Source organism: Bifidobacterium panos (genome assembly GCF_012932445.1).
Taxonomy (GTDB): domain Bacteria; phylum Actinomycetota; class Actinomycetes; order Actinomycetales; family Bifidobacteriaceae; genus Bifidobacterium; species Bifidobacterium panos.
Map to the genome: position 1 here is coordinate 1 of NZ_JAAIIJ010000023.1, position 21,822 is coordinate 21,822.

Here is a 21,822-nt window from a genome sequence, read left to right on the forward strand (position 1 = left end):
CCCTACAGCGCACTCCAACCGCCGCCAAACCAGCCACCCGAAACCCCTTGCAATCCCGCGGAAAAACAGGACTCAAACCAAAGCCCGCCCCACCCAAAACACACACCCGCAACAAAACCAAGGGGTAAATCATTCCCCCGCCCTCGGCGCACACCAACAGCACGCTCACCGCCCCTTCCGGGGCGAGATTTCTCGACTCCGGCTACGCCTCCGCTCGAAATGACAAGAGACGGAGCACACTCACCGGAACAACAAGGATGAAACGAACCGGCTACGTCAGAATGCCCTAGGCGGATGTTGCCGTGTGAGACGTAAGACTTGGCCTACCGGCCCGGAGGGTGTCGAACACGGCAACATCCGCCGCAGACACCGGAACGGGTCAAACAACACGCAAACCTGACGGAACAGCAAAACGCACTGAGAACGAAATAGCGATATGCACACTGAGAACGGAAAAACGGGCACTGCGACTCAAGACAGACCGAGAACGATAGCAACGACACTGTGATCTGGTGCAAACTAAGGACGAAAACGATGGGCACTGTAACTTGAAACGAACTGAGAACAGGAACAATAGGCACTGCGACTTGAGATAGACCGAGAATATAGCAACGCACACTGCGACTCAAGCACGCAGGGAACGAGTTCGCTGCGTTGGCATGGGTCTACAGAAGGCACGGGAATGATCTATTACCGCAAAATGACGCCGTCCGTTGATATCGATACGAACAGCCCACTGGGCTGTTCGTCCACTAGGCTCTTCGTCCGCTTGTTTCTCGGAATATTGAGATGTATTCTCTGAATTCAGAGAAGCAAGTCTGAATTCAGAGAAAGAAGTCTGAATTCAGAGAAAACTTGCTGGATTCAGAGAAGACAGACGCAGTTCCCATACGAACGGAGCAAGAACCATGGCACATGAATATGGCGAAGAAACGCTATCCGTGGAGTTCAAGAGCGACCTGAAACAGCTTCCCGACAGCAACCTGGTGGAAGCTGTAGTCGCGCTGGCCAACACCGATGGAGGCATATTGTACGTGGGTGTCGAAGACGACGGCACCCCCACGGGCATACACGACAAGCATCAGGATATCGTCGGTCTCAGCGCCATGATTGCCAACAGAACCGTCCCTCCAGTGTCTGCCCGAGTTCAAATCGTCGGTGACAAGACTCCCGTCATCCGAATCGAGGTGCCGAAATCGCGCAGCGTGGTATCGACCCACTCCGGCAAAATCCTGCGGCGAAGGATGAAGATCGACGGAACCCCGGAAAGCGTGCCGATGTACCCATATGAGATTGCCACAAGACTTTCCGATTTGGGCAGATTGGATTATTCCGAACAACCCATTGCGGGAACCACTCGCGAGGATTTCGACCCGCTGGAACGCGAACGCCTGCGCCGGATCATCGGCTCATACAAGTCAAGCGACCATGCGCTACTGGAATTGTCCGACGAGGAATTGGAGAAAGCACTCAAACTGACCGTTTCGACGGACGGAACGAATACGCCGACGCTTACCGGGCTGCTGCTGTTGGGAAAAGAAGAGGCTCTTCAGCGCTTCGTGCCGACGAATGAGGCCGCCTTTCAGGTGCTGGAAGGCACGGAAATCAAAGTGAACCAAACGTATCGAGGCCCCTTGCTTAAGACCATCGAGCAAATCGCGGATATGTTCAAACCGTGGAATCCCTCAACGGAACTGAACGTGGGGCTGTTTTCGATGATGGTGCCGGAGTTCGATGAAAGGGCCTTCCGCGAAGCGCTGGTGAACGCGTTCGGGCACAGGGATTACTCACTGCTTGGCAGAGTGCGAGTCATGTTGGACGATGCGGGATTGACCATATCGAATCCGGGCGGGTTTGTCGAAGGCATTAACATCCACAATCTGCTGACCGCCGAACCGCATGGCAGAAACCTGTGTCTTATGGACGCGCTGAAACGCACCGGACTGGCGGAGCGCACCGGACGCGGCATCGACCGCATCTTCGAAGGCGCATTGCATTACGGGCGCCCCCTGCCAGACTATTCCGCTTCCAACGAAAGGAATGTGTCGGTGTTCCTATCCAGAAGCGCGCCGGACTCCTCCTTCGTGGAAATGCTCGCCCAAGAGCAGGAACGTAGCGGCAAGCAGATGTCAATCGACGGGCTGCTCATCCTCGACACACTCAGAAACGAACGCAGATGTGACTTCGCCTCACTGCACAAAGAACTGGACATGAGCGAGCAGCGTTTGCGCACAATGCTCGGGCAGTTGACGGAAATCGGCCTTATCGAAGGTTCCGGCTCGGGGCAGAAGCGCACATATATGCTGGGGTCGAAGGTGTATAAGCGCAGTGGAAAAACCGTGGAGTACGTTCGGCAGACGGACATTGACCGCATCCGCTACCCTGAACTGATCATGAAACTGATAAATAAACAGGGTTACGCAACCAAAACGGACGTCATGGAACTGCTGCATCTCGACGGGAACCAAGCGTATTACCAGCTTTCCAAGCTGGTCGATGACAAGAGGGTGAAGAAAGTCGGCGGTGGGCGGAATACGCGGTATGAAAAAGTTTGACGGGCGGGGTGCGGTATTTTGCGGTTTCGGATGAAGGAGGGATAGTCCCCTTGGGGATGTGGGGTTAGGCTTGCGTGCAATGGGGATGAAAACCGCGCAAATCGGACACAATCCGAGCGAATAAACCGAGCGCAAGTCGACCGCATAAACCGACCGCATAAACCGACCGAATAAGGAGTGATCATGGCGCTGTTGCAACACGAGCTGGGCGAGTTCACGCTCACGGCTTTTCATAATGGGGACTTCTGCGAGATAAGCAAGAAAGACATGCTTGGCCACTGGTCGGTGGTGTTCTGCTATCCGGCCGACTTCAGCTCGCTGTGCCCGACCGAACTGCAGGATCTGGCCGCGCATTACGAGGATTTTAAGAAAGTCGGTTGCGAGATCTACTCGGTGTCCTGCGATACGCACTTTGTGCACAAGGCTTGGCGCGACGCCGAACAGAGCCTTTCGACAATCGAATACCCAATGCTGTCCGATCCGACGGGTGTGCTCGTGCGCGACCTCGACGCCTATAACGAGACGTCGGGGATGGCCGAGCGCGCCGATTTCATCGTGACTCCGCAGGGCGCGATCGTGGCATATGAGCTTACTTTGCCCAGCGTGGGCCGCAACGCCGAGGAGCTGTTGCGCCGCGTGCAGGCCTGCCAGTTCGTTTATGCGAACGAGGGGGAGACGTGTCCGGCGAACTGGCGGCCGAGCGGGGAGACGACGGCGGCACCCAAGTCTTCTTGATTTTTGGGCGTTCGGCTGGCGGCGAGAGCTTACGAGAGCTGAGATCGTTACGTTGTATCAATCGTCGGCGCGCCAGTCAGTGAGATTCAATCGGGCGGCCACGCGATTCGCGGCGAACGCGCCAATGGAAACCAGCGCATAGCACAATGCGATGCCTCCGAAGAATGTCAGCAGCGTGCCCGCTTCAGTCATGGCGGAAGCGAACAGCGGCATCATCAGCACCATGGCGCAACCGCCGGCGAGCGCCACCACCGTGTTGAGCGGAGTCATCACCTCGCGGAACCGCGCTTTGTTCAGCGTGTCCACATCGGTGCCTTCGAGCAGCAACATGCGGTATTCCTGCGCCTGGTCGTAAACGGAACCGGCTTGCATCACGCCGGAGGAGACGGCGGCCAGAATCGCGGCGAACATCAAGGTTAGCAAACCGCCGCTGCTCATGTCACGCGCATAGATTGCAGTGGGGTCGTCGCCCGCGCCGCCCGAAGCGCTCGAAGCGCCGCCGATGCAGCCGGCCACGGCGGTGATGCCCGCAATGAACACGGCCAAGGCGATGCCGCTGACGTTGCGCCACGCGCGTTTGGGATTATCGAGGATGCGGCGCATGGCGATCATGTCGGCGGCGCAATGGGGGCGGCGGGCAAGCGACTTGGCGCGGGCGCTGACCGCCCACGTGCCGACGAGGTTCATCAGCGCGAACGGCAGCATGATGAGGCCGAGGACGAGAGCAATCGTGCCGATCTCACCAAAGAACGAACTTACCTGCGCCAGCGAATCGAACAGCGCGACGGCCGCGACGATGGACCCCGCGAAAATCGCCGCACGCCAGTGGGAGGGCAGCGGTTGGGCAGCGCGCGAGGCGACGCCCAGCGGGGTGATCGACACGCGGCGCAACGTGAGCAGCGCCGAAACCAGCGCGAGCAGGGTCACGCCGATCACAGTGAGTGCCAACGCCACAGGCCCCACCCACAGTTGTTCAAAAGTGAAGCGGCGGTTTTGGAAATTCAACAGCATGATGGCGGGCATGGCCGCAAAATAGCCGAGAATGCCGATTAGCGCGCCCACCAGCGCCTGACCTGCCGCGTCGAGCGCAACCAGCCGCGTGACTTGGCTTCGAGTGGCACCGGCCAAACGCAGCGCGGCGAGACGGGCGTCACGGCGGGAAGCGGCGAGGCGCGCCGCGGATCCGGCGAGCGCGGCGAACGGCACGATCAGCAGCACGCAGGCGATGAAGGCGAGGCACACATAGCCCTGCGCATTGACGTCCATCATTTCAGCCCACGCGGCGGGCGCGCCGCTGGCAAGCCAATAGTCCACGGATTTTGCGCCGGGGGCACAGGCCGCGTCGTTGAAATAGCGAGCAACCGTGTGGTCGGCGGAAGCGCGCCAGATGAAGCCGTGCACGCCGCCGAGCACAGTGAGGAAGACGGCGGTGGCGGTGGCGAACGCGATGATGGCCAGCGCGGAGGTGCGCCCGGAGCTGCCGCTCGCGCCGGGGCGATGGAACAGACACCAGAGTGCAAACGTATTCATTGCAACGCACCGTCCTGCATGGTGACGGTGCGCGAGCAGAACGAGGCGACGTTGGGGTCGTGGGTGACGACGATGACGGCGGCGTCGTTTTCGTGCGCGGCGGCCATGAGAATCGCCATGACCTCGCGGCCTGTGGCTTGGTCGAGCGCGCCGGTGGGCTCGTCGGCGAACACGACGTTCGGGCGGGCTGCCAGGGCGCGGGCGATGGCGATGCGTTGCATCTGCCCGCCGCTCATCTCCCCCGGACGTTGCGCGGCAAGAGCCTTGAGCCCCAGCCGCTCCAGCCACAGCAGCGCGCAATCGGTAGCTTGGGCGTAGCTGACTCCGCCCAGCATCATCGGCAGGGCGATGTTTTCGACGGCGGGCAGTTCGGGCAGAAGCTGGCCGGACTGGAACACAAAGCCGAAGGCGCTGCGGCGCAACATCGTGCGCTCGGCGTCGGGGAGGGCGGTGAGATCCTGGGCGGAGGCGGCGTTGGGCGGTTGATAGAGCACGCGACCCGACGTGGGCTTGTCTATGCCGGCGAGCACATGCAGCAGTGTGGATTTGCCGGAACCCGAGGGGCCCATCACCGCGACGGTTTCTTTTGTGTTGAGTCGGAAATTCACCGAGTTCAGGGCGAGGGGGCGGGCCATCGGCATGGCTGCGGCGGCAGGGGGTGTGAAAACGTTTGCGTTTGGGTTTGTGCTTGCGTTTGTGTTTGGGTGTTTGGCGGCGTAATCCATCGTCAGATTGGTGGCCGTGAGAATGGGGCGGCGCGGCGCGAACTGCGCGGTGGTGGGTGCCGCGGTGGGCGCGGTAGTGGGCGCAGATGGTTGATATGGATATGCTATGTTGCTCATGCTTGAAACGCTACGGACAAGCGGGGCATGGCGACATCAGGCAATGGAATGATTCGCGGGGCAGGGGTTCATCCCTAAGAATGAAATCCTTGAATGCACATATTTGCGAGTGGACCATCGCGGCAGCAAGACCGCGACAATCTCAACAATCTCTCACGAAACGGCGCGCTCGGCAGCCAGGGACGCAAGACGCGCGGCGAATCGCGGCCAATCGGTGCGCATGGCGGTGAGCAACTTGAGCTCAGGCACGCGATCGATGGGCACCCACTCGATTTCCATGCTCTCGTCGTCATTGGCCTTGGGCGTGACCGTGTGGCCGGGCTTCTCGAACGCGAACACGGTGGTGTAGCCCCACGAGCCGTGATCCTCGCGGTAGGAGCCGACCACCTCGATGTCCTCCGGGGTGATGTTCGCCTCCTCGTAGCTTTCGCGCAACGCACCTTCGATGGGGCTCTCGCCATCGGCCGTGGCGCCGCCGGGGATGCCCCAGGTGCCGCCTTCCGCCGACCACATGGCGCGGTGTTGCATCACCACATGGGTGACCTGGCCGCTGTTCGGATCCCGACGCGCAAGCAGCACGCCGGCAGCGCCGTTGGTGCCCCAATGCTTGCGGCCGCACGCACAGTCGATCCAGCCGTCGCCCGGCTGGCGCACGTTCTCTTTCGGCGGTTTGATGCCGGCGTGCGCGGCGCCCGCGGCCTTGCCTTCGGCCGGCGGGGCGAGCGGCGAGGCGACATTCCACAAGTCGGGCCATGCGATGCCCAGCTCGGCGGCAAGTTCGCGCGCCAGCGGCAGGCTCAGGCCGATAATGCCGCTGGGATCGCCTTCGATGCTATCGATGAACGCGCCGCCGAAGCCTTCCAGCGTGAACGAGCCGGCCACTTCCAGCGGCTCGCCGGTGGCGATATAGCGCTCGATATCGCTGTCGGAATAGTTGGAAAAATGCACTTTCGCGTGGCTGGCACCGCGCGCCACGCGCCCGGAAGCGAAGTCGATGAGGCAGTGCCCCGTCCACAGTTCGCCTGTATTGCCGCGCATGCGCTTCAGGCGTTCGCGCGCGGCGTCGGCGCTGTGCGGCTTGCCGTAACATTCGCCCTCGAACAGGAACATGGAATCGCAGCCGAGGATCAGCGGGCCGACTTGGGCGCGGGTCAGGCCCGGCAGGTCGCCGTTTGAGAGGGCGTTGATCGGCTCGGTGACGGTGGGAAATGTGGTGCCGGAGAAGTCGCGGGTGGTGGCGATTGGCGCGGAGGAATAATCGATATTCTCCGCCTGTGCTTGATTGGCGGCCGTTTCCTGCTGTTCTTGCGGCAGATCGGCGGCGCGAAGCGGATAGCCGACGATGCGCTCCCCGCTGGCAGCGGCGGCTGTGGCGGCAACGTCGCGATATGCCTCGTGCACGGCCTGGGCTTTGGCCTCGGCCAAAATCTGCACCCGCTGTTCCACCTTCAGCTCGGCCACATCTACGCCGGCCTGCGCGGCGGCCGCTTCAAGCGCCGCCGTTTCATCCACATGCGACACGCGAATCGTAGGGCACACGCCGGCCGCAAACAGCACATTGCGGCGCGGCTTGGACTTCGAAGCCAAAATCAGCGGAATACTCATAGTCATACCCGTCACTTTATCGTCCCATCGTCCCATACCAATCCCCAACCTCCCATGGCGCGGTGTTTCCCCCATGGCGCAAGATAGCAAAACCTTGAAAAATAGCCAAAACCGCGCCATGGGAACACCGCGCCATGGGAACTAACTGATTTCGACTCCCTTGGTGTTGATGGGGAGGTGGAGGACTTTCCAGTGGCCGGAGGCGAGCTGGGGGGCGGCGATTGCGTCGATGGCGGCGCGGGCGTCGCCGTGGTGCAGCACCAGCACGCACGGGCCGGCACCAGAGACGGCGGCCGCGTAGCCTTGCGCGCGGAAGGCCGCGATCAGGTCGGCGGAGGGCTGCATGAGCGGGGCGCGGTAGGGCTGGTGCAATTTGTCTTGCGTGGCCACATACAGCAGGGCGTTGGGGTCGACGGTGGAGAGGGGCGGGTTCATCGCGGCAGGGAGCAGCCCAACTCGCGAGACGTTATATATCGCATCATGATACGGCACTTCGGCGGGCAGGGCACGACGCGCCTGTTCGGTGGACAGCTCGTAATCCGGCACAAACACAGCTGCGGTGATGGCCGGGGAAACCGGGTAATTCACCGTGTGAAAGCCGGTGTGCAACGGCTCGCCATCAGGAACCGACACGGAACCAACGCCTTCGGGCATCTCGAAATCCCAACTCACCGTCAGCCCGCCGAACACAGCCGGGGCCACATTGTCGGGGTGGCCCTCAAGACGGGCGGCCATATCGAAGATGGCCGGACGGTTCAGCTCGCCGTCCTGCGCGAAGGCAGCCGCGGCCGCGATACCAGCCACAATGGCCTCGGCGGAGGAGCCCATGCCTCGCGCCTGGGGGATGTTGTTCGTCGCCTCAAGCGTAAAACCGAGCTTGCCCAAGCCGAACGTGGCGCACGCGCGGCGGAAGGTGGAGACGACCAAGTGGGTTTCGTCGCGCGGCAAGGTGCTCTCGCCTTCGCCGTGGATGATGACGTGGGCGATGCCGTCGGCGGGGTCGTCGTTCAGCGTGAAGACGAGTTCGTCGTGATAGTCGAGCGCGAGACCCACTGTGTCGAAACCGGAGCCGAGATTGGCGCTGGTGGCCGGCACGCGCACACGCACGCGGTTGGTTACCGGAGCCATCAGTCGAGCACCCTCAGAATGGAGGGGGTGCCAGTGACGAAGTCGAGCGACTGCACGGCCTCGACGGTGGCTCGCAACGTTTCCTCGTCGGTCAAGTGCGTGACCAGGCGCAACTGCTGGATTTCGCCGTCGTAGCCCGGGTCGGTGAGCGTGGGTTTCAAGTCTTGGTTCACGCCGTTAATGGACACGCCGCGCTTGGCGAACTCGGCGGCGATGGCGGCGAGCACGCCCGGCTTGTCGTGGATGAGGAAGCGCACGGCGAACGCGGCCTTGGAGGCGTTGATCGGGGCCTGCTGCAAGTCCTTGTACAGCGGAATCGAGGGGCCGGTGCAGCCGGCGGCGATATGCCGCGCCACGGTGACCACGTCGCCCACCACGGCGGAGGCGGTGGGAGCGCCACCGGCACCGCGACCGTAGAACATCAGGTCGTCGGCGGCCTCGGCCTTGACGAACACGGCGTTGAACGAGCCGTGCACGCTGGCCAGCGGGTGGCTTTCGTCAATCAGCGCCGGATAGACGCGCGCGGAAACGCCCGCCTCGCCGTTCTCGACCACGGCCAGCAGTTTGATGACCTTGCCCTCGGCGGTGGCGGCGGCGATGTCGTCGGCGGTGATCTTCGTGATGCCCTCGACGCTCACATCGTCGATGGTGACGCTGGTATGGAAGCCGAGCGTGGCCATGATGGCGGCCTTGTTGGCGGCGTCGTCACCCTCGATGTCGCCGGTGGGGTCGGCCTCGGCGTAGCCCTTGGCCTGCGCGTCCTTCAGCACATCGTCGAAATCGAGACCCTTGGTGGTCATCTCGTCCAAAATGTAATTGGTGGTGCCGTTGACAATGCCGAGCATGCTGGTCACCTTGTCGCCCACCAGCGACTCGCGCAACGGGCGCAGGAACGGGATGGCACCGCCCACGGCCGCCTCGAAGTAGATGTCGACGCCCTTGGCCTCGGCCGCGGCGTAGATTTCCGGGCCGTACTTGGCGAGCAGCGCCTTGTTCGCGGTGACCACCGACGCGCCGGATTCGATGGCCGCGAGGACGAACTTGCGAGCCACGCCAGTGCCGCCGATCAGCTCGATCACGATGTCGGAGCTGGTGGCCACGGCCATCGTGTCGGTGGTGACGATGGACTTGTCGATCCAGGGGTACGGGTCGGTTTCCGCCGGGTCGAGACAGGCAACGCCGGTCAGTTCGATGGGCCGCCCGATGCGCGCGGCCAGTTCGTCCTTTTGCTCGACAATCAGACGGGCGGTTTGCGAGCCGACCGTGCCAGCTCCCAGCAGACCTACGCGAATCGGCGTTTCGTTGTCAAATACCACTTCTCGGGAACCTTCCTTGTCTTGCGAATGTTCAGCTTTTCGACATTCTACGGGCTGAATGTGACTAACAGCGCGGTGCTGAAAGATTTGTCGACTTTGCTGTCGTTTCGCTCGAGCTATTCGCTCACATCGAGGGCGAGGAGGTCGTCGATGGTCTGGCGGCGGAGCATGACGTGAGCGCCGGATTCGCTCACGGCGACGACCGCGGGGATGGGCGCCTGGTTGTAGTTGCTGGCCATCGTGCGGCCGTAAGCGCCGGTGACGGGCACGGCGAGAATGTCACCGCGCGCGATGTCGGCGGGCAACGGGCACTCGCGCACCACGATGTCGCCGGACTCGCAGTGCATGCCCACCACGCGCGAAAGCTTGGTTTCGGGCGCACCTTCGCGGTTCGCCAGACGCGCGGTGTAATCGGCGGCATAGAGCGCCGGGCGGATGTTGTCGCTCATGCCACCGTCGACGGACACGTACACGCGCTCATCGATCGGGTTGCCTTGCGCGTCTTTCGCGTCGGTCAGATGCACGGGCTTGATGGTGCCCACGCGATACAGAGTGACGCCGGCGGGCGCGGCAATCCAGCGCCCCGGCTCGAAGCTGATGGCGGGAGCTGGCATGCCGAGCGCGCGGTTAATCGCGCCGACCGCCTCGGCCAGGCGCTTGAGTTCGACGCGCACGTCCATCGAGTCCTCGCCGTCGGTGTAGGCCACGGAATAGCCGCCGCCGAGATCGACCTCGGGCAGCGTGTAGGCATCGGTGGCATAGAAGGTCTTGCGCAGCAGCATCATGCGCTTGGCGGCTTGGATGAACGCGTCCGCGTCGTGGATGTTCGAGCCGATATGCGAGTGGATGCCGACGAGTTCGAGGTCGGCTCCGCGCGACTGGATGTCTTTGAGCACGGCCAGCGCGGGGCCGTCCGCCACGGTTTCCATCGCGGCGGCGAGCGCCTTGTCTGCGCTGGAGAGTTGCTCATGGCTCAGGTCATAGGGGTATTTGAGGTCGTATTGCAGGGCGCGCCCATTGTCATTCTCGACTGCGCCACCTTCGGCTCCTCCGCTCGAAATAACACTTTCCTCCAGCCCATCGAGCACATCGAGCACGGCGGCATCGGCACCAGCCGACAACAGCGGCACGCCGAACTTCTGGTCTTCGTGCGCGGTGGAGATGTATTCGTGGCCGCCCGCGTGGATGCCGCAGGTGACGCGCAACATCACCTTGGCGCGCTTGCCCAGCCGATGCGCGATGGCGGCGATACGCGCCGGTTCGTCCGGCGAATCCACCACGATTTTGGCGAAACCCTGCTCGATGGCGAGCGCGATTTCCTCGTCGGACTTGTTGTTGCCGTGCAGCACCAAACGGCGGCCCGGCACCCCGGCGGCCAGCGCGATGCGCATCTCGCCCATCGAGCATGTGTCCACGAGCATGCCGGCCGCGGTGACCAGGCGCACGATTTCCTTGGACAGGAACGCCTTGCCCGCGAAGCTCACGTGCGTGGTGGAGGTGCTGAACGCTTCGGCTGCGGCCGCGACGAATGTGCGCGCGCGTTCGGTCACCTCGTCGGTGTCGATGAGATAGAGCGGCGAGCCGAACTCGTCAAGCAGTTGCGCGCCCGCACGCCCGTGGAAAGTGAGCGCGCCGCTCGCGTTGATGTCGGTGGCCTTGGGCCAAATCGGTGTCAGTGCCATGATCACATCTTTTCCGGGGCGATGACGCCGAGCAGGTCAAGGCCGGAGGCGATGACGGTGCGCACCGCGTCGTTGAGCTTGAGGCGTGCGGCGGCACGCGCCGGTTCGGGTGCCTTGGCGACGCGCAGCGCCTCGGCCTGCTCGCCTTGCGCTTCCGGCTCGGTCAGTTCCATCGGAACCACGCGCTCCACGTTGTACCACTTGTGGTAGGTGGCGGCGAGATCTTCCAAGTAATGCGCCACGCGGTGTGGAGCGCGCAAATCGCCCGCTTCACGCAGCACGGACGGCCACTGGGCCAGCGCCGCCAGCACCTCGCCGTCGGCAGTGGTGTCGAGCAGAGCCAAATCGGCCCCCTCGCGCGTGATGCCCGAGGCGGCGGCGTTGCGGTCCACATTGCACGAACGCGCGTGCGCGTACTGCACGTAATACACCGGGTTTTCGTTGGAATGCGAGGCCAACAGGTTCAGATCGATGTCCACCGGGGAGTTGTAGTCGGTGCGCGCCAGCGAATAGCGCGAGGCGTCCACGCCGATCGCTTCGACCAAATCGTCGATGGTGACGACGTTGCCGGCGCGCTTCGACATGCGCACGGCCTTGCCGTCCTTCATCACGTTGACCAGCTGGCCGATGAGAATCTGCATGTTCTCGCCCGGCTTGTCGCCGAACGCGGCGCACATAGCCATCATGCGGCCGATGTAGCCGTGGTGGTCGGCACCGAGCATGTAAATTGCCACGTCGGCAGGATTGTCGGAGCGGTGGCGCTTGTCCCAGTAATAGGCGATATCGGCCGCGAAATAGGCGAATTCACCATTCGACTTGATGATCACGCGATCCTTGTCGTCACCATGCTTGGTGGACTCGAACCAAGTGGCGCCGTCCTTCTCGTAGATGTCGCCGCGGCTCTTCAGCTCCTCGATGGCCTTGCCCACCTTGCCGCTGTCATACAGGCTGTTCTCGTGGAACCACACGTCGAAACGCACGCGGAAGTCCTTCATGGACTTGCGAATCTCGTCAAACATCATCGGCACGGCACGCTTGCGGAACTCCTCGCGCACCTCGCTATCGCCTTCGCCCAGCGGCTCGCCCTTCTCGTTCAAGCCCTGATCGGCGTGTTGCAAGGCGGCCAGGCTCACGCCGTCACGCTCGGCCTCCTTGGACACGCGAGCCGCGATTTCGTTGATATACGCGCCTTTGTAGCCGTCGCACGGCGTTTCGACGCAATAGCCCCTCTCCCCCAAGCCAGCGGCGGCCGCCCACGCGGCGACGAGCGACTTGGCGAAACGGTTGATCTGCTCGCCGTGATCGTTGAAGTAGTATTCGCGCACCACCTTCGCGCCGTTGGCCTCCAGCACGCGAGCCATCGAATCGCCCACGGCGGCCCAGCGGGTGCCGCCGATGTGGATCGGGCCGGTGGGGTTGGCGGAGACGAACTCAAGGTTCAGCGTCTCGCCGCCCAAGTGGTCGTTCTTGCCGTAGGTCTCGCCCGCGTCGAGCACGGCGTCGACCACGGCGGCGGCCGAGGCGGAGTCGAGCGTGATGTTGATGAAGCCGGGGCCGGCCACCTCCACCGAGGCGATGCCCTCGGCCTTGGCGAGCTCGGCGGCGAACAATTCGGCCAAATCGTGCGGCTTCATGCCGGCTTTCTTGGCCAGCTGCATGGCCGCGTTGGAGGCCCAGTCGCCATGCGCGCGGTCCTTCGGGCGCATGACGGCGAGCTTGGCCACCGGCGGCACGAGGTCGTCGGTCAGCGCACCGGCCTTGCCGACTGCGACGAGGCTGTGGGCAATGGTTGAAATCAGTTCACTTAACGCTTCAGGGCTCATTCGGCCTAGTCTAATGCCCACTCAACCCAAAAGGGACCGGCAAATCGCCAGTCCCCAAAGGTTTGCACGATGCGCACCACGCGCACCATACCCTACGCACCATGTGCATAACGCATAATCACATCGCGCAGCGGGCGCATCACAGCACGGCGATGGCGTCGATCTCGACGAGGGCGCCCTTGGGAATGTTGTTGCCGCCGAAGGCCACGCGGGCCGGTTTGACGGAACCGGTGAAGGTCTGCGCGTAAACGGCGTCGACTTCGTGGAAGTCGTCCACGTTCTTCATGTAGATTGTGGCACGGCACACGCGCTCAAGGCCGCTGCCCGCAGTGTCCAGAATGTGCTTGATGTTCTTCAGTGCCTGGGCCGCCTGTTCGCCGGCCGTCTCGCCCGCCAGCTCGCCGGTGGCCGGGTCGATGCCCAACTGCCCAGAGACGAATACGAAACCGTTCGCCTTCACCGCCTGGCTGTACGCACCCAGGGCCGCCGGTGCCTGCGAAGTCGCAACCCCTTCCATCACAACACTCATTCGTCGTGTCCTTTCAATCCATAACGAACCCATAGCGCGAATCACGCGTCGCGCTCTTCAGGTGGGCTTGATGGGAATCGGACCCACGACCTTCTGTTCCGGAGACAGACGCTCTATCCACTGAGCTACAAACCCGTGCAACTCCCCCACTGTACACCACCTTGCGCATTCGCCGGGCATGACGAATCAGACACCAGCGTGTCCGATTCGTCACGGGCACCGCGGCCCTCGTTACCAACCAGACACCACAGCGTCCGATCCGCCACAAGATGCGGATTCGTTACCAATCGGACGCTAATATGTCTGGTTCGTCATGAGGGGACGAGACAACGCGCCGTCGCGGGGCAAAGCGCGGCCGTGCGGGAACATGCACCTAGACTTAAGATCATGAGCGATCCGATGAACGACTTTGAATACGAACGCCGCTTTTTCTGCCGCGAGTTGCCAGCGGAATACAACGACGACGACCCCACCCTCATCATCCAGAGCTATTACGTGCACGAGGGCAACTACGGGCTGCGCGTGCGCGTCACCGCGCGTCACGTCCGTTGCGAGTTGACGGCGAGCACCGACCCGCTCGCCGTGCTCGATGCTTACCGCGAGCAGTTCTCGGAAGCGTTCGTCACCGTCAAGGGGCCGTCCGTAGGCGGCACGCGCTACGAGAACGAGCACGCCATCGACTCGGGCATTGCGGTGGAGCTCATCAAGCGCGGCGGCGAGGTCATCATCAAGAACCGCTATGCCGTATGGATCGCCCAAGACGGCTGGAGCGTGGATATGTTCGGTGGGACGAACGCGCCTCTGATTATCGCCGAAGCCGAGCGCAACGCGCCTGTGACGAACCTGACGATTCCGAAGTTCTGCGTCACTGAAATCACCGACCAGCCGCGGTTCAACAACGATGGCCTGGCCGCGCATCCGTTCGGCGAGTGGGCCGGCGAGTTCGAGGCCGAACTGGCGAAGAACGGCCCCCAGTTTCAGCAGCTGTTTGGCACAAACACCATGGAACAGTAGGAGTATTAGGCCCGTTCAGAGGGCGGGAAACGTGTACCTCGCTTACGTGTGGCAGTCTTTTTCGGATAACGTAAGTAGCGGCGTTGAGTTCTCAACGCCGCTACTCGGGGTTACCAAGGAATGGCTGCCACACGTAAGCGAGTTAATGCATCAGCGAGCAGATCAGTTAGTACATCAACGTGGCCAAGCGGCGACGCGCGGCGGCAAGGCGCGGGTCGGCCGGCTCGGGAATCGTGAAATATTCCAGCAAGCGTTGGCGAACCGGCTCGATGTCGGCCTTGTGCCCGGCCGCGACGAAATCAAGCAAGCGGTCGAAAGCGTCCTGAATCTGGCCGCCGATCATGTCCACATCGGCCACGGCCAATTGCGCCTCGACATCGTCCGGGCGGTCGGCCGCCGCGGCGCGCACCACGCGCACATCGGCGGAGCCGGAACGCGCCAACAGCAACGCCTTGGCATGTTCGCGCGCGGCGAGCGCGTCATTGGGATCGGCCTCAAGCACTTTCTCATATGCGGCGGCGGCACCGGCATAATCGCCGGCCTGAGCCAACTGGTATGCCTCCTGATGCTCGGGCGGCACCACCGAAACCGGTGAAGCGGCCGAGCCGCCATCGCCATCGCCCTCGACGGCATCCGGGTCGCCGGAATACGGCACCGTGCCGGTGACCCCGGCCTGTTGCGCCAACTGCACGATCCTGGGCAGCACCTGCTCGCCAATCTGCGCCAGCTCCTCGTCGCTCACCAGCCCCTGCAGCAGCGGCATCGGGCGACCGCCAATCAGCGCGATCAACGCCGGCGCGCCCTGCACCTGCAACGCCTGGGCAATCTGCGGGTTCGAGGCGATATCGATGCGGGAAAGCTGAATCTGCCCGTTCATCGCGTTCACCGCGTCGGCGAGCGCGCGGGCCATCGGGAACAGCCGGTCGTCGGTGGGCACCCACAGGAACATCAGAATCGGGAAGGTGGATGAGGTCTGCACCATCGCCTGGAACGTGCTCTCCGTGGTGTCGACGACGTAGCCGCCAGCCGCCGGCGCGCCGCCGGCCTGCCCCGGCTCGGCCTTGACTTGGTGCTTGAGCGCCTCCAAGTCAACGGCCCCCGCGAGCGACATCCCGGGATTGAACTTGCGTTCTCCTGCCATACCTACCTTATCTGCCATATCTGCCTCCTGCCTGGTTCGTTTACAGCCTTACAGCTCTACAGCCTTACAGCGCGCCTCGCGTACTCGTTACAGCGCGCCTCGCACGCGCCTTACAGCGCTTCCACCTTGACGGGCTGCCGCTCGGCCCCCACGGCGGTGATCTGCTGATCCGAGCCGGCCGCGGGAATATGCAACGCAATCACATTGACATACGTGACCTTCATCACGCTGGTGGCCTTGCCATCGCCAAACAGCGCCTTCTCCTCGTCGGATGCCGGAAGCGATTCGCGCCCGTCACCGGCCCGGCGCGTCCACGTCGAGTCGATGCGCGCAACCACCAAATCCCCACCATCGGCGGAACGCATGATCTTCATCTGGTCTTCAGGCACGGTGAACGTCTGCTCCTGCGTGCCGTTGTTCGCCTCCATGCCCTGTTGCACGGTGCTGCTGAGCTTATTCAAATCCTGACGGAACAGATCGTCGGCGAATTGGCTCTTGTATTCGCTCGAATCGCCCTTGTTCAGCAAGTCGCAATATTGCGCGACGGCGTCAGCCGGGGTGGCGACGAGCTCGGAATCCTTCGCCGTGCCCATCTCGCTGCCGAGCTTGGGAATTTCGAACTTCGGCAACTTCGCGCCTTGGAACAGTCGCGCCACGCCCCACAGCTTGTAGTTTTCCCTCGCGGAGTTTTGGGTCATCACCATCAGTCGCTTGGACTGCTGGTCGTCTGTGGTGGTGGTGACGGTGAATACGACGCGCGGCCAGCCGTTGTTCACGGGAATGACGGTTTGTGTCATGTCCCGCGGAATGGAGGCCTTCGCCTGCAACTTGCCGGTCACCTTCGCAATGTTGATCTCGCTGGTGCGCACTTCGAGTTGCGGGCCGGTCAGGCGGGTGGACAGTTCGTCCGTGTTCTTCGATTCATCGGCTTTCTCGATGACGTCAAGAATCTTATTGCGTATCGCCTTCTCCTGCTCTTGCGTCAGGTCGGGTTCGGCCGTCGCGGAGGACGACGCGGCTGGGACTGTGGGCAACCGCCCTTCACAGGCGCCAAGGGAGACGAGCGTGCCGGCAACGAGTGCGGCCGTCACGAGTTTGGTGAGGGTTCGCTTCATCATCAGGCTTCCTCCTCCTTGGTCGATTCGGTCGATTCGTCCGACTCGTTATCGCCGGAGTATGGCGCGCCCTGCGTCTCTTCCAATGGCTCGCCATCTGATTCGCCGCCTGGCTCGACAGATGTATTATCAGGCGCGTCCGGCTGTTCAGCCTCAACCGTCTCGCTCTGCGCTTCGTCGGCGGCATCGTCCTCGATTTCCTGCGCCAAACGGGCAAAGTAGGCCTGCAATTCCTCCGGACTGATCACCGCGGTCTCCTCAGCGGCCGTCTGCTCAGCGGCATCGTCGATATCAGCCGACTGTGCGGCATCGGCGGCTTCGGCGGCATCCGCAGCATCGGCAGCATCCGCCACCAGATTGCGCGAAGCCGGGTCGACAATCACCGGTTGCGAGGTCTCTTCATCAGCGGCGGCACTTTCAGCGATATTTTCGGTGGCGCTTTCGACGGCACTTTCAGCAGCACTTTCGGCGGCACGCCCGGCCGCATGGCGACGCCGGCGCTTCGGCTTGGGGCCAAACAGCGAGGCGAACCCGCTCAAACTGCCCGCCAAAGCCTGGCCAACCGTCACCTTCCCGGCCTCGGCGGCGGAGTCGTCCGCCGGCTGAGCCTCCCCCCGCACAGCGGCACGCTTGCGGCGCCGGCTCGGCGGCATGGCGAACACGGAGGCAGTCAGCACCGCCGCGACGGCCAACAACCCACCCACGAAATACATCGGCATGGCGAAGTCCGGCAGCACCTGGCGCGTCCATTCGAAGGACACATCGGAGTCCGTCGCCTTGCCCAAATCGATAAAGACCACATCGGTCGAGTTCGTTTCCTGCGTCTCGATGCTCGCCTTGCCATTGCCGCACTGCACGGAACGCCACATATCGGAATCTTGGAACGACACGCTGTCTTTGCTGCTGCTATCGCCTGTACTGCCGCTATCGCTATCGCCCGTATTGCCGCTATTGTTACCGCTATCACTATCACTGCGAGCGGCAACCTTCTCAACAGACAGCGTCGTCCAATCGGAAAGCCCCGTCAGACGCGCGTAGGCGTCGTTCCCCAGCCATCCGGCAGCGTCCTTGGAAGCGGCGAGCGCCACACAGACCGTGTCGGAATGCTTCGCCTCCACGTCGACCTTCACATGGCTGTCCACCAGCCCTTCCACATTCGCGTCGGTGACGATGTACTGTTCGCCGGCAACCTGCGCTGTGGCGGTAATCACGCGACTGGGCTTCCATATAGTGGCGTTCAACGCTCCCAAAACAATCGCAGCCACCGCCAGCAATCCGAGGATCGGCGTCACCACCCCGCGCATTATTTTCGCGCGATGACGATTCTTGCGCTTAATCTCCGCAGATTCGGAATCCTGTTGCGCGGCATCGTCCCCATGTTCAGGGCGCTCGGCAATCATGGGTTCAGTTTCGTCGGTTTGATCTTCAAAACTCATAGCACGCCTTATTCTAACAACATCGTCCGAAAGCCGAAAAATCATGGTTCTCGGCTAGGGTGGTGTCTCATGCGTACACATATCTTCTCTTCCACACTCCGTTCCCTCGCGGCCGTCGTTTGCGTGATGGCGATGGGATTTTCGCTTACGGCCTGCTCGAACGGGTCGGATTCCAACAGCTCAAGTTCCGAAAGCTCGTCCTCCAACTCCTCGGTGAAGATGAATCAGATCGCCGGCGTCACCGCCACCGGCAAGCTCGGCGAGAAGCCGACGGTCAGCTTCAAAACGCCGATGACGGTGCAAAACAACACCTACGCCGTGTTGCAGGAGGGCGACGGCGACACCGTCGAGAAGGGCGACCGTGTGTGCGCCCAGGGCATCGCGATCAACGTCAAAGACGGCTCCGAGCTGATGAGCACATGGGAGGAGAACACGCTCGAATGTTCGATTCTGTTGTCCGATTCCAATCTGGAGTCAATCGAGCCGTACACCGCGATCGTCGGGCAGAAGCTCAACACCTCCATCGCGTTTGGCATCAATGATTCCAACAGCTCGGGCACCTCGTACATCCTGGTTTACACGCTGATCTCCAAGTCGAAGGATCTGACGCGCGCCACGGGCGAGGCGGTCGCGGACGTGCCGGAGAATCTGCCGAAGGTGACGTTGGGCGAGGACGGCAAGCCCTCCATCGATATGAACGGCCAGGGCTCGGTCGACGAGCAGATCACGCAGACGCTGATCAAGGGCGCGGGCGCGGAAATCACTGATTCCAGCACCGCCGTGGTGAAATACACCGGTTGGCTGACCGATGGCACGCAGTTCGATTCCTCGTGGGACCAGAACACGACATTCGATGCCGATGTGTCGTCGTCCGGCCAGATCATCCAGGGGTGGAAGGATGGGCTGATCGGCCAGACGGTCGGCTCGCAGGTGCTGCTGGTGATTCCGCCTGATAAGGGGTATGGCGACACGGACAGCGGTTCGATTCCAGCGAATTCCACGCTGGTGTTCGTGGTTGATATTCTTGCCTCGTACTGAGGCTACTGAGACTACTGAATCTACCGATAGATAGACAGACAGACAGATAAGCAGATACATGGCGGCCGGCTATTTGCCCAGCCGCCATTTTTATCACTTTTAGAACAGGCGCAGGGCGTCGTCCTCGGTGCCTTTCATATCCTCATAGTCGAGCAGCAAGCAGCGAAAGCCCCGGTCCTCGGCGAGCACGCGGGCTTGCGCAGTGATGGTCTGCGCGGCGAAAATGCCGTGCACGGGCGCGAGCAGCGGGTCGCGGTTGAGCAGTTCGCAATAGCGGGTGAGCTGCTCAACGCCGTCGATGCCGCCGTGCCGCTTGATTTCAATGGCCACGTGCTCGCCGTTGGCGTCGATGGCCATGATGTCCACCGGGCCGATGGCCGTGGGATATTCGCGGCGCACCAGTTTCGCGCCCGCGCCGATGCGCTCGATCTGCTCGGCCAGGTAGTGCTGCAAGTGGTCTTCGACGCCGTCCTTGATCAGGCCCGGGTCGCTGCCCAAGTCGTAGGTTTCGTCGGAATAAATGTGCTGCAGGGTGACTTCCAACACGTCGGAACTTTTGTCCGCCGCCGCACGCAGCACCTTCTGCGGTGTGGGCGTATCGATGTCGTCGTCCGCGCCGGCGGGCGTGATGTCCTTGAGCGTGCAGGGCGCGGCCATCCAGTTGAGCGGCTTGTACGACCCCAGCTCGGAGAAAATCAGCAGACTGTTGTCGGCCTTGATGAGCAAGACTCGCTTGGCGAGCGGCAGGGAGGCGTTCAAGCGCCCGGAGTATTCGGCGGAGCAGTCGGCAACGATAATGCGCATAAGCCACCACCCTAGCGCACCTCAAACACCGCGTCCACCGTCACACGGGTGCGAAGGCGGGCTTGCTCTATTGTCAACGTGGCAGAAGATGCCTCGGCAATTGCCGGTACAGATTGCAAAGTAGAAACGGTATAAATTGCAAAGTAAGGATGGTACAAATTGCAAACTAGAAATGGTACAGATTGTAAAGTAGGAACGGTATAAATCGCAAAGTAGGAACGGTACGATCTGCAAAGTAACGACGGTATAATTTGTAAAGTAGGAATGGTAAAATCTGTAAAGTAGAATCGGTACAGATTGTAAAGTAGCAATAGCACAACCCTTGCAATGAAAGGCCTTAGACCATGTTGACGAGAACTCTGGCACAAGAGCTTGCGCTCTCCGCAAACGAGATGCCCGTCGTCACACTGACGGGCCCTCGGCAGAGCGGGAAAAGCACCCTGGTCAAGAACTGCTTTCCCGACTATCAATACGTCTCAATGGAGAATCCGGACGTCTTCGCTGAATTCAACGATGATCCCCGGTTCTTTCTGGAGCGATATTCCCAGCATGTCATCTTCGATGAGGCGCAAAGAACCCCGCAACTGTTCTCCTATCTTCAGGGCATCGTGGATCAGCGCGGCACCAACGGGCAATTCATCCTGACCGGCTCGCAGAATTTCCTGCTGATGAAGACAATCTCGCAGACGCTGGCCGGCCGCGTCGCCGTCCGCTACCTCCTGCCGCTGGCCTATTCCGAGATCGACCACACACAGGCGGCCACCCCAATCGCCCAATGGCTGTTCAAGGGCGGATACCCGCGCCTTTACGCCGGGAAGATTCGCACTAGCCGCTTCTACAAAGACTATTTCTCCACATACGTCGAGCGCGACGTGCGCGCGGAGCTAGGCGTGCGCAAAATCGCCGATTTCGACAGATTCGTGCGCCGCTGCGCCATCCTGACCGGCGAGACGTTCAACGCGGCGAACTTCAGCCAGGAATGTGGCATCAGCCGCCAGACCGCGAACGAATGGATGTCCATTCTGGAAGCCAGCTTCATCGCCTTCCGGCTGCTGCCCTACTACAAAAACTATGGCAAGCAGATCGCCAAAACGCCCAAGCTCTATTTCTATGACACGGGTCTGGCTTGCAACCTGATGGGGATGGAATCGGCTGAACAACTCCACAGCAGCCCGATGCGAGGCAACATTTTCGAGAACGCCGTCGTTGCGGAAATCGTCAAACAGTATTACATGAAAGGCGACACACCGCGTCTGTTCTATTGGCGCGACAACAAGGGCTTGGAGATCGACTTCATCATCGAGAAGGGGGGCGAGCCGCAATATGTCATCGAGGCCAAAGCCTCCACAACATATGATGCGCATGCGTGGAAGAACATCGACAAAATCGCCGACCAGATGGGCGTGGATGCCGAGCATCGGATTGTGGTGTATGGCGGCGACGAGGCGTTTGAGACCCGCCACGGCAGGGTGATTGGGTTGCCGCAGTTGAGCGAGCTGGTGTGAGGGGCTGGCTGGCGGCGCTGATGG

The 21,822-nt window shown here is 61.9% G+C and carries 16 protein-coding genes, 1 tRNA gene and 1 pseudogene; 5 read left to right on the top strand and 13 right to left on the bottom strand.

Translation table 11 applies throughout. The features are described from left to right. The first annotated feature begins 908 nt into the window (after positions 1–908). Together G1C94_RS05940 and G1C94_RS05945 are read left to right on the top strand one after the other, a co-directional pair. On the top strand, positions 909–2,555 hold the full coding sequence (locus tag G1C94_RS05940) for an RNA-binding domain-containing protein (protein ID WP_172146186.1): 1,647 nt from the start codon (positions 909–911) through the stop codon (positions 2,553–2,555). A 183-nt stretch (positions 2,556–2,738) separates the two neighbouring features. Continuing rightward, on the top strand, positions 2,739–3,290 hold the full coding sequence (locus G1C94_RS05945; RefSeq protein ID WP_172146189.1) for a redoxin domain-containing protein: 552 nt from the start codon (positions 2,739–2,741) through the stop codon (positions 3,288–3,290). 57 nt (positions 3,291–3,347) lie between these two features. Here the strand turns inward: G1C94_RS05945 and G1C94_RS05950 are convergent. The 9 genes and pseudogenes from G1C94_RS05950 to G1C94_RS05990 all read right to left on the bottom strand — a co-directional run. After that, positions 3,348–4,535 (bottom strand): annotated as a pseudogene (locus G1C94_RS05950) (FtsX-like permease family protein); the annotation flags it as partial. Positions 4,536–4,816: 281 nt separating this feature from the next. Then, positions 4,817–5,662, bottom strand: coding sequence for an ABC transporter ATP-binding protein (locus G1C94_RS05955; protein ID WP_172146195.1), 846 nt, complete (start codon positions 5,660–5,662; stop codon positions 4,817–4,819). A gap of 153 nt (positions 5,663–5,815) precedes the next feature. Next, complete coding sequence (locus G1C94_RS05960; protein ID WP_172146405.1) at positions 5,816–7,267, bottom strand: Maf family protein; 1,452 nt, start codon at positions 7,265–7,267, stop codon at positions 5,816–5,818. 141 nt (positions 7,268–7,408) lie between these two features. Then, positions 7,409–8,395: a homoserine kinase gene (thrB, locus tag G1C94_RS05965; protein WP_172146198.1), complete on the bottom strand. Its 987-nt coding sequence runs from the start codon at positions 8,393–8,395 to the stop codon at positions 7,409–7,411. After that, a complete protein-coding gene (locus tag G1C94_RS05970; protein WP_172146201.1) occupies positions 8,395–9,711 on the bottom strand; it encodes a homoserine dehydrogenase in 1,317 nt (438 codons plus the stop codon). The genes thrB and G1C94_RS05970 overlap by 1 nt, the downstream gene beginning before the upstream one ends. 116 nt (positions 9,712–9,827) lie before the next feature. Further along, positions 9,828–11,393 (bottom strand): diaminopimelate decarboxylase family protein, encoded by a 1,566-nt coding sequence (locus G1C94_RS05975; RefSeq protein WP_172146204.1) that lies wholly within the window; start codon positions 11,391–11,393, stop codon positions 9,828–9,830. A 2-nt stretch (positions 11,394–11,395) separates the two neighbouring features. Then, positions 11,396–13,216, bottom strand: a complete 1,821-nt coding sequence (gene argS, locus G1C94_RS05980) for an arginine--tRNA ligase (protein WP_172146207.1) — start codon at positions 13,214–13,216, stop codon at positions 11,396–11,398. A 139-nt stretch (positions 13,217–13,355) separates the two neighbouring features. Further along, the gene (locus G1C94_RS05985; protein ID WP_172146210.1) at positions 13,356–13,745 is read right to left on the bottom strand and encodes a Rid family detoxifying hydrolase; all 390 of its coding nucleotides are present in this window, start codon (positions 13,743–13,745) and stop codon (positions 13,356–13,358) included. A gap of 62 nt (positions 13,746–13,807) precedes the next feature. Next, positions 13,808–13,880 (bottom strand) — tRNA-Arg (locus G1C94_RS05990). Between the two features lie 264 nt (positions 13,881–14,144). On the opposite strand from G1C94_RS05990, the gene G1C94_RS05995 reads away from it, so the two are divergent. Beyond that, positions 14,145–14,759: a CYTH domain-containing protein gene (locus tag G1C94_RS05995; RefSeq protein ID WP_172146213.1), complete on the top strand. Its 615-nt coding sequence runs from the start codon at positions 14,145–14,147 to the stop codon at positions 14,757–14,759. Between the two features lie 166 nt (positions 14,760–14,925). On the opposite strand, the gene G1C94_RS06000 is transcribed toward G1C94_RS05995, so the two are convergent. From G1C94_RS06000 to G1C94_RS06010, 3 genes are all read right to left on the bottom strand, one after another. Beyond that, positions 14,926–15,900 (bottom strand): tetratricopeptide repeat protein, encoded by a 975-nt coding sequence (locus G1C94_RS06000; RefSeq protein WP_172146407.1) that lies wholly within the window; start codon positions 15,898–15,900, stop codon positions 14,926–14,928. Between the two features lie 110 nt (positions 15,901–16,010). Further along, positions 16,011–17,015, bottom strand: a complete 1,005-nt coding sequence (locus G1C94_RS06005; RefSeq protein ID WP_172146420.1) for a DUF8094 domain-containing protein — start codon at positions 17,013–17,015, stop codon at positions 16,011–16,013. A gap of 2 nt (positions 17,016–17,017) precedes the next feature. After that, positions 17,018–18,451: a hypothetical protein gene (locus G1C94_RS06010; RefSeq protein WP_253902349.1), complete on the bottom strand. Its 1,434-nt coding sequence runs from the start codon at positions 18,449–18,451 to the stop codon at positions 17,018–17,020. 69 nt (positions 18,452–18,520) lie between these two features. Between G1C94_RS06010 and G1C94_RS06015 the strand changes: the two genes are divergently transcribed. Continuing rightward, positions 18,521–19,489, top strand: a complete 969-nt coding sequence (locus G1C94_RS06015; protein WP_172146216.1) for an FKBP-type peptidyl-prolyl cis-trans isomerase — start codon at positions 18,521–18,523, stop codon at positions 19,487–19,489. A gap of 99 nt (positions 19,490–19,588) precedes the next feature. On the opposite strand, the gene nucS is transcribed toward G1C94_RS06015, so the two are convergent. Further along, positions 19,589–20,293: an endonuclease NucS gene (nucS, locus tag G1C94_RS06020; protein WP_172146220.1), complete on the bottom strand. Its 705-nt coding sequence runs from the start codon at positions 20,291–20,293 to the stop codon at positions 19,589–19,591. Positions 20,294–20,637: 344 nt separating this feature from the next. On the opposite strand from nucS, the gene G1C94_RS06025 reads away from it, so the two are divergent. Next, positions 20,638–21,798, top strand: coding sequence for an ATP-binding protein (locus G1C94_RS06025; protein ID WP_172146223.1), 1,161 nt, complete (start codon positions 20,638–20,640; stop codon positions 21,796–21,798). Positions 21,799–21,822: the final 24 nt, after the last annotated feature.

Coding starts and splice junctions, on each gene's coding strand:
- G1C94_RS05940 (WP_172146186.1), top strand. CDS start 909: ATGGCACATGAATATGGCGAAGAAACGCTATCCGTGGAGTTCAAGAGC.
- G1C94_RS05945 (WP_172146189.1), top strand. CDS start 2,739: ATGGCGCTGTTGCAACACGAGCTGGGCGAGTTCACGCTCACGGCTTTT.
- G1C94_RS05955 (WP_172146195.1), bottom strand. CDS start 5,662: ATGAGCAACATAGCATATCCATATCAACCATCTGCGCCCACTACCGCG.
- G1C94_RS05960 (WP_172146405.1), bottom strand. CDS start 7,267: ATGAGTATTCCGCTGATTTTGGCTTCGAAGTCCAAGCCGCGCCGCAAT.
- thrB (WP_172146198.1), bottom strand. CDS start 8,395: ATGGCTCCGGTAACCAACCGCGTGCGTGTGCGCGTGCCGGCCACCAGC.
- G1C94_RS05975 (WP_172146204.1), bottom strand. CDS start 11,393: ATGGCACTGACACCGATTTGGCCCAAGGCCACCGACATCAACGCGAGC.
- argS (WP_172146207.1), bottom strand. CDS start 13,216: ATGAGCCCTGAAGCGTTAAGTGAACTGATTTCAACCATTGCCCACAGC.
- G1C94_RS05985 (WP_172146210.1), bottom strand. CDS start 13,745: ATGAGTGTTGTGATGGAAGGGGTTGCGACTTCGCAGGCACCGGCGGCC.
- G1C94_RS05995 (WP_172146213.1), top strand. CDS start 14,145: ATGAACGACTTTGAATACGAACGCCGCTTTTTCTGCCGCGAGTTGCCA.
- G1C94_RS06000 (WP_172146407.1), bottom strand. CDS start 15,900: ATGGCAGGAGAACGCAAGTTCAATCCCGGGATGTCGCTCGCGGGGGCC.
- G1C94_RS06005 (WP_172146420.1), bottom strand. CDS start 17,015: ATGAAGCGAACCCTCACCAAACTCGTGACGGCCGCACTCGTTGCCGGC.
- G1C94_RS06010 (WP_253902349.1), bottom strand. CDS start 18,451: ATGAGTTTTGAAGATCAAACCGACGAAACTGAACCCATGATTGCCGAG.
- G1C94_RS06015 (WP_172146216.1), top strand. CDS start 18,521: ATGCGTACACATATCTTCTCTTCCACACTCCGTTCCCTCGCGGCCGTC.
- nucS (WP_172146220.1), bottom strand. CDS start 20,293: ATGCGCATTATCGTTGCCGACTGCTCCGCCGAATACTCCGGGCGCTTG.
- G1C94_RS06025 (WP_172146223.1), top strand. CDS start 20,638: ATGTTGACGAGAACTCTGGCACAAGAGCTTGCGCTCTCCGCAAACGAG.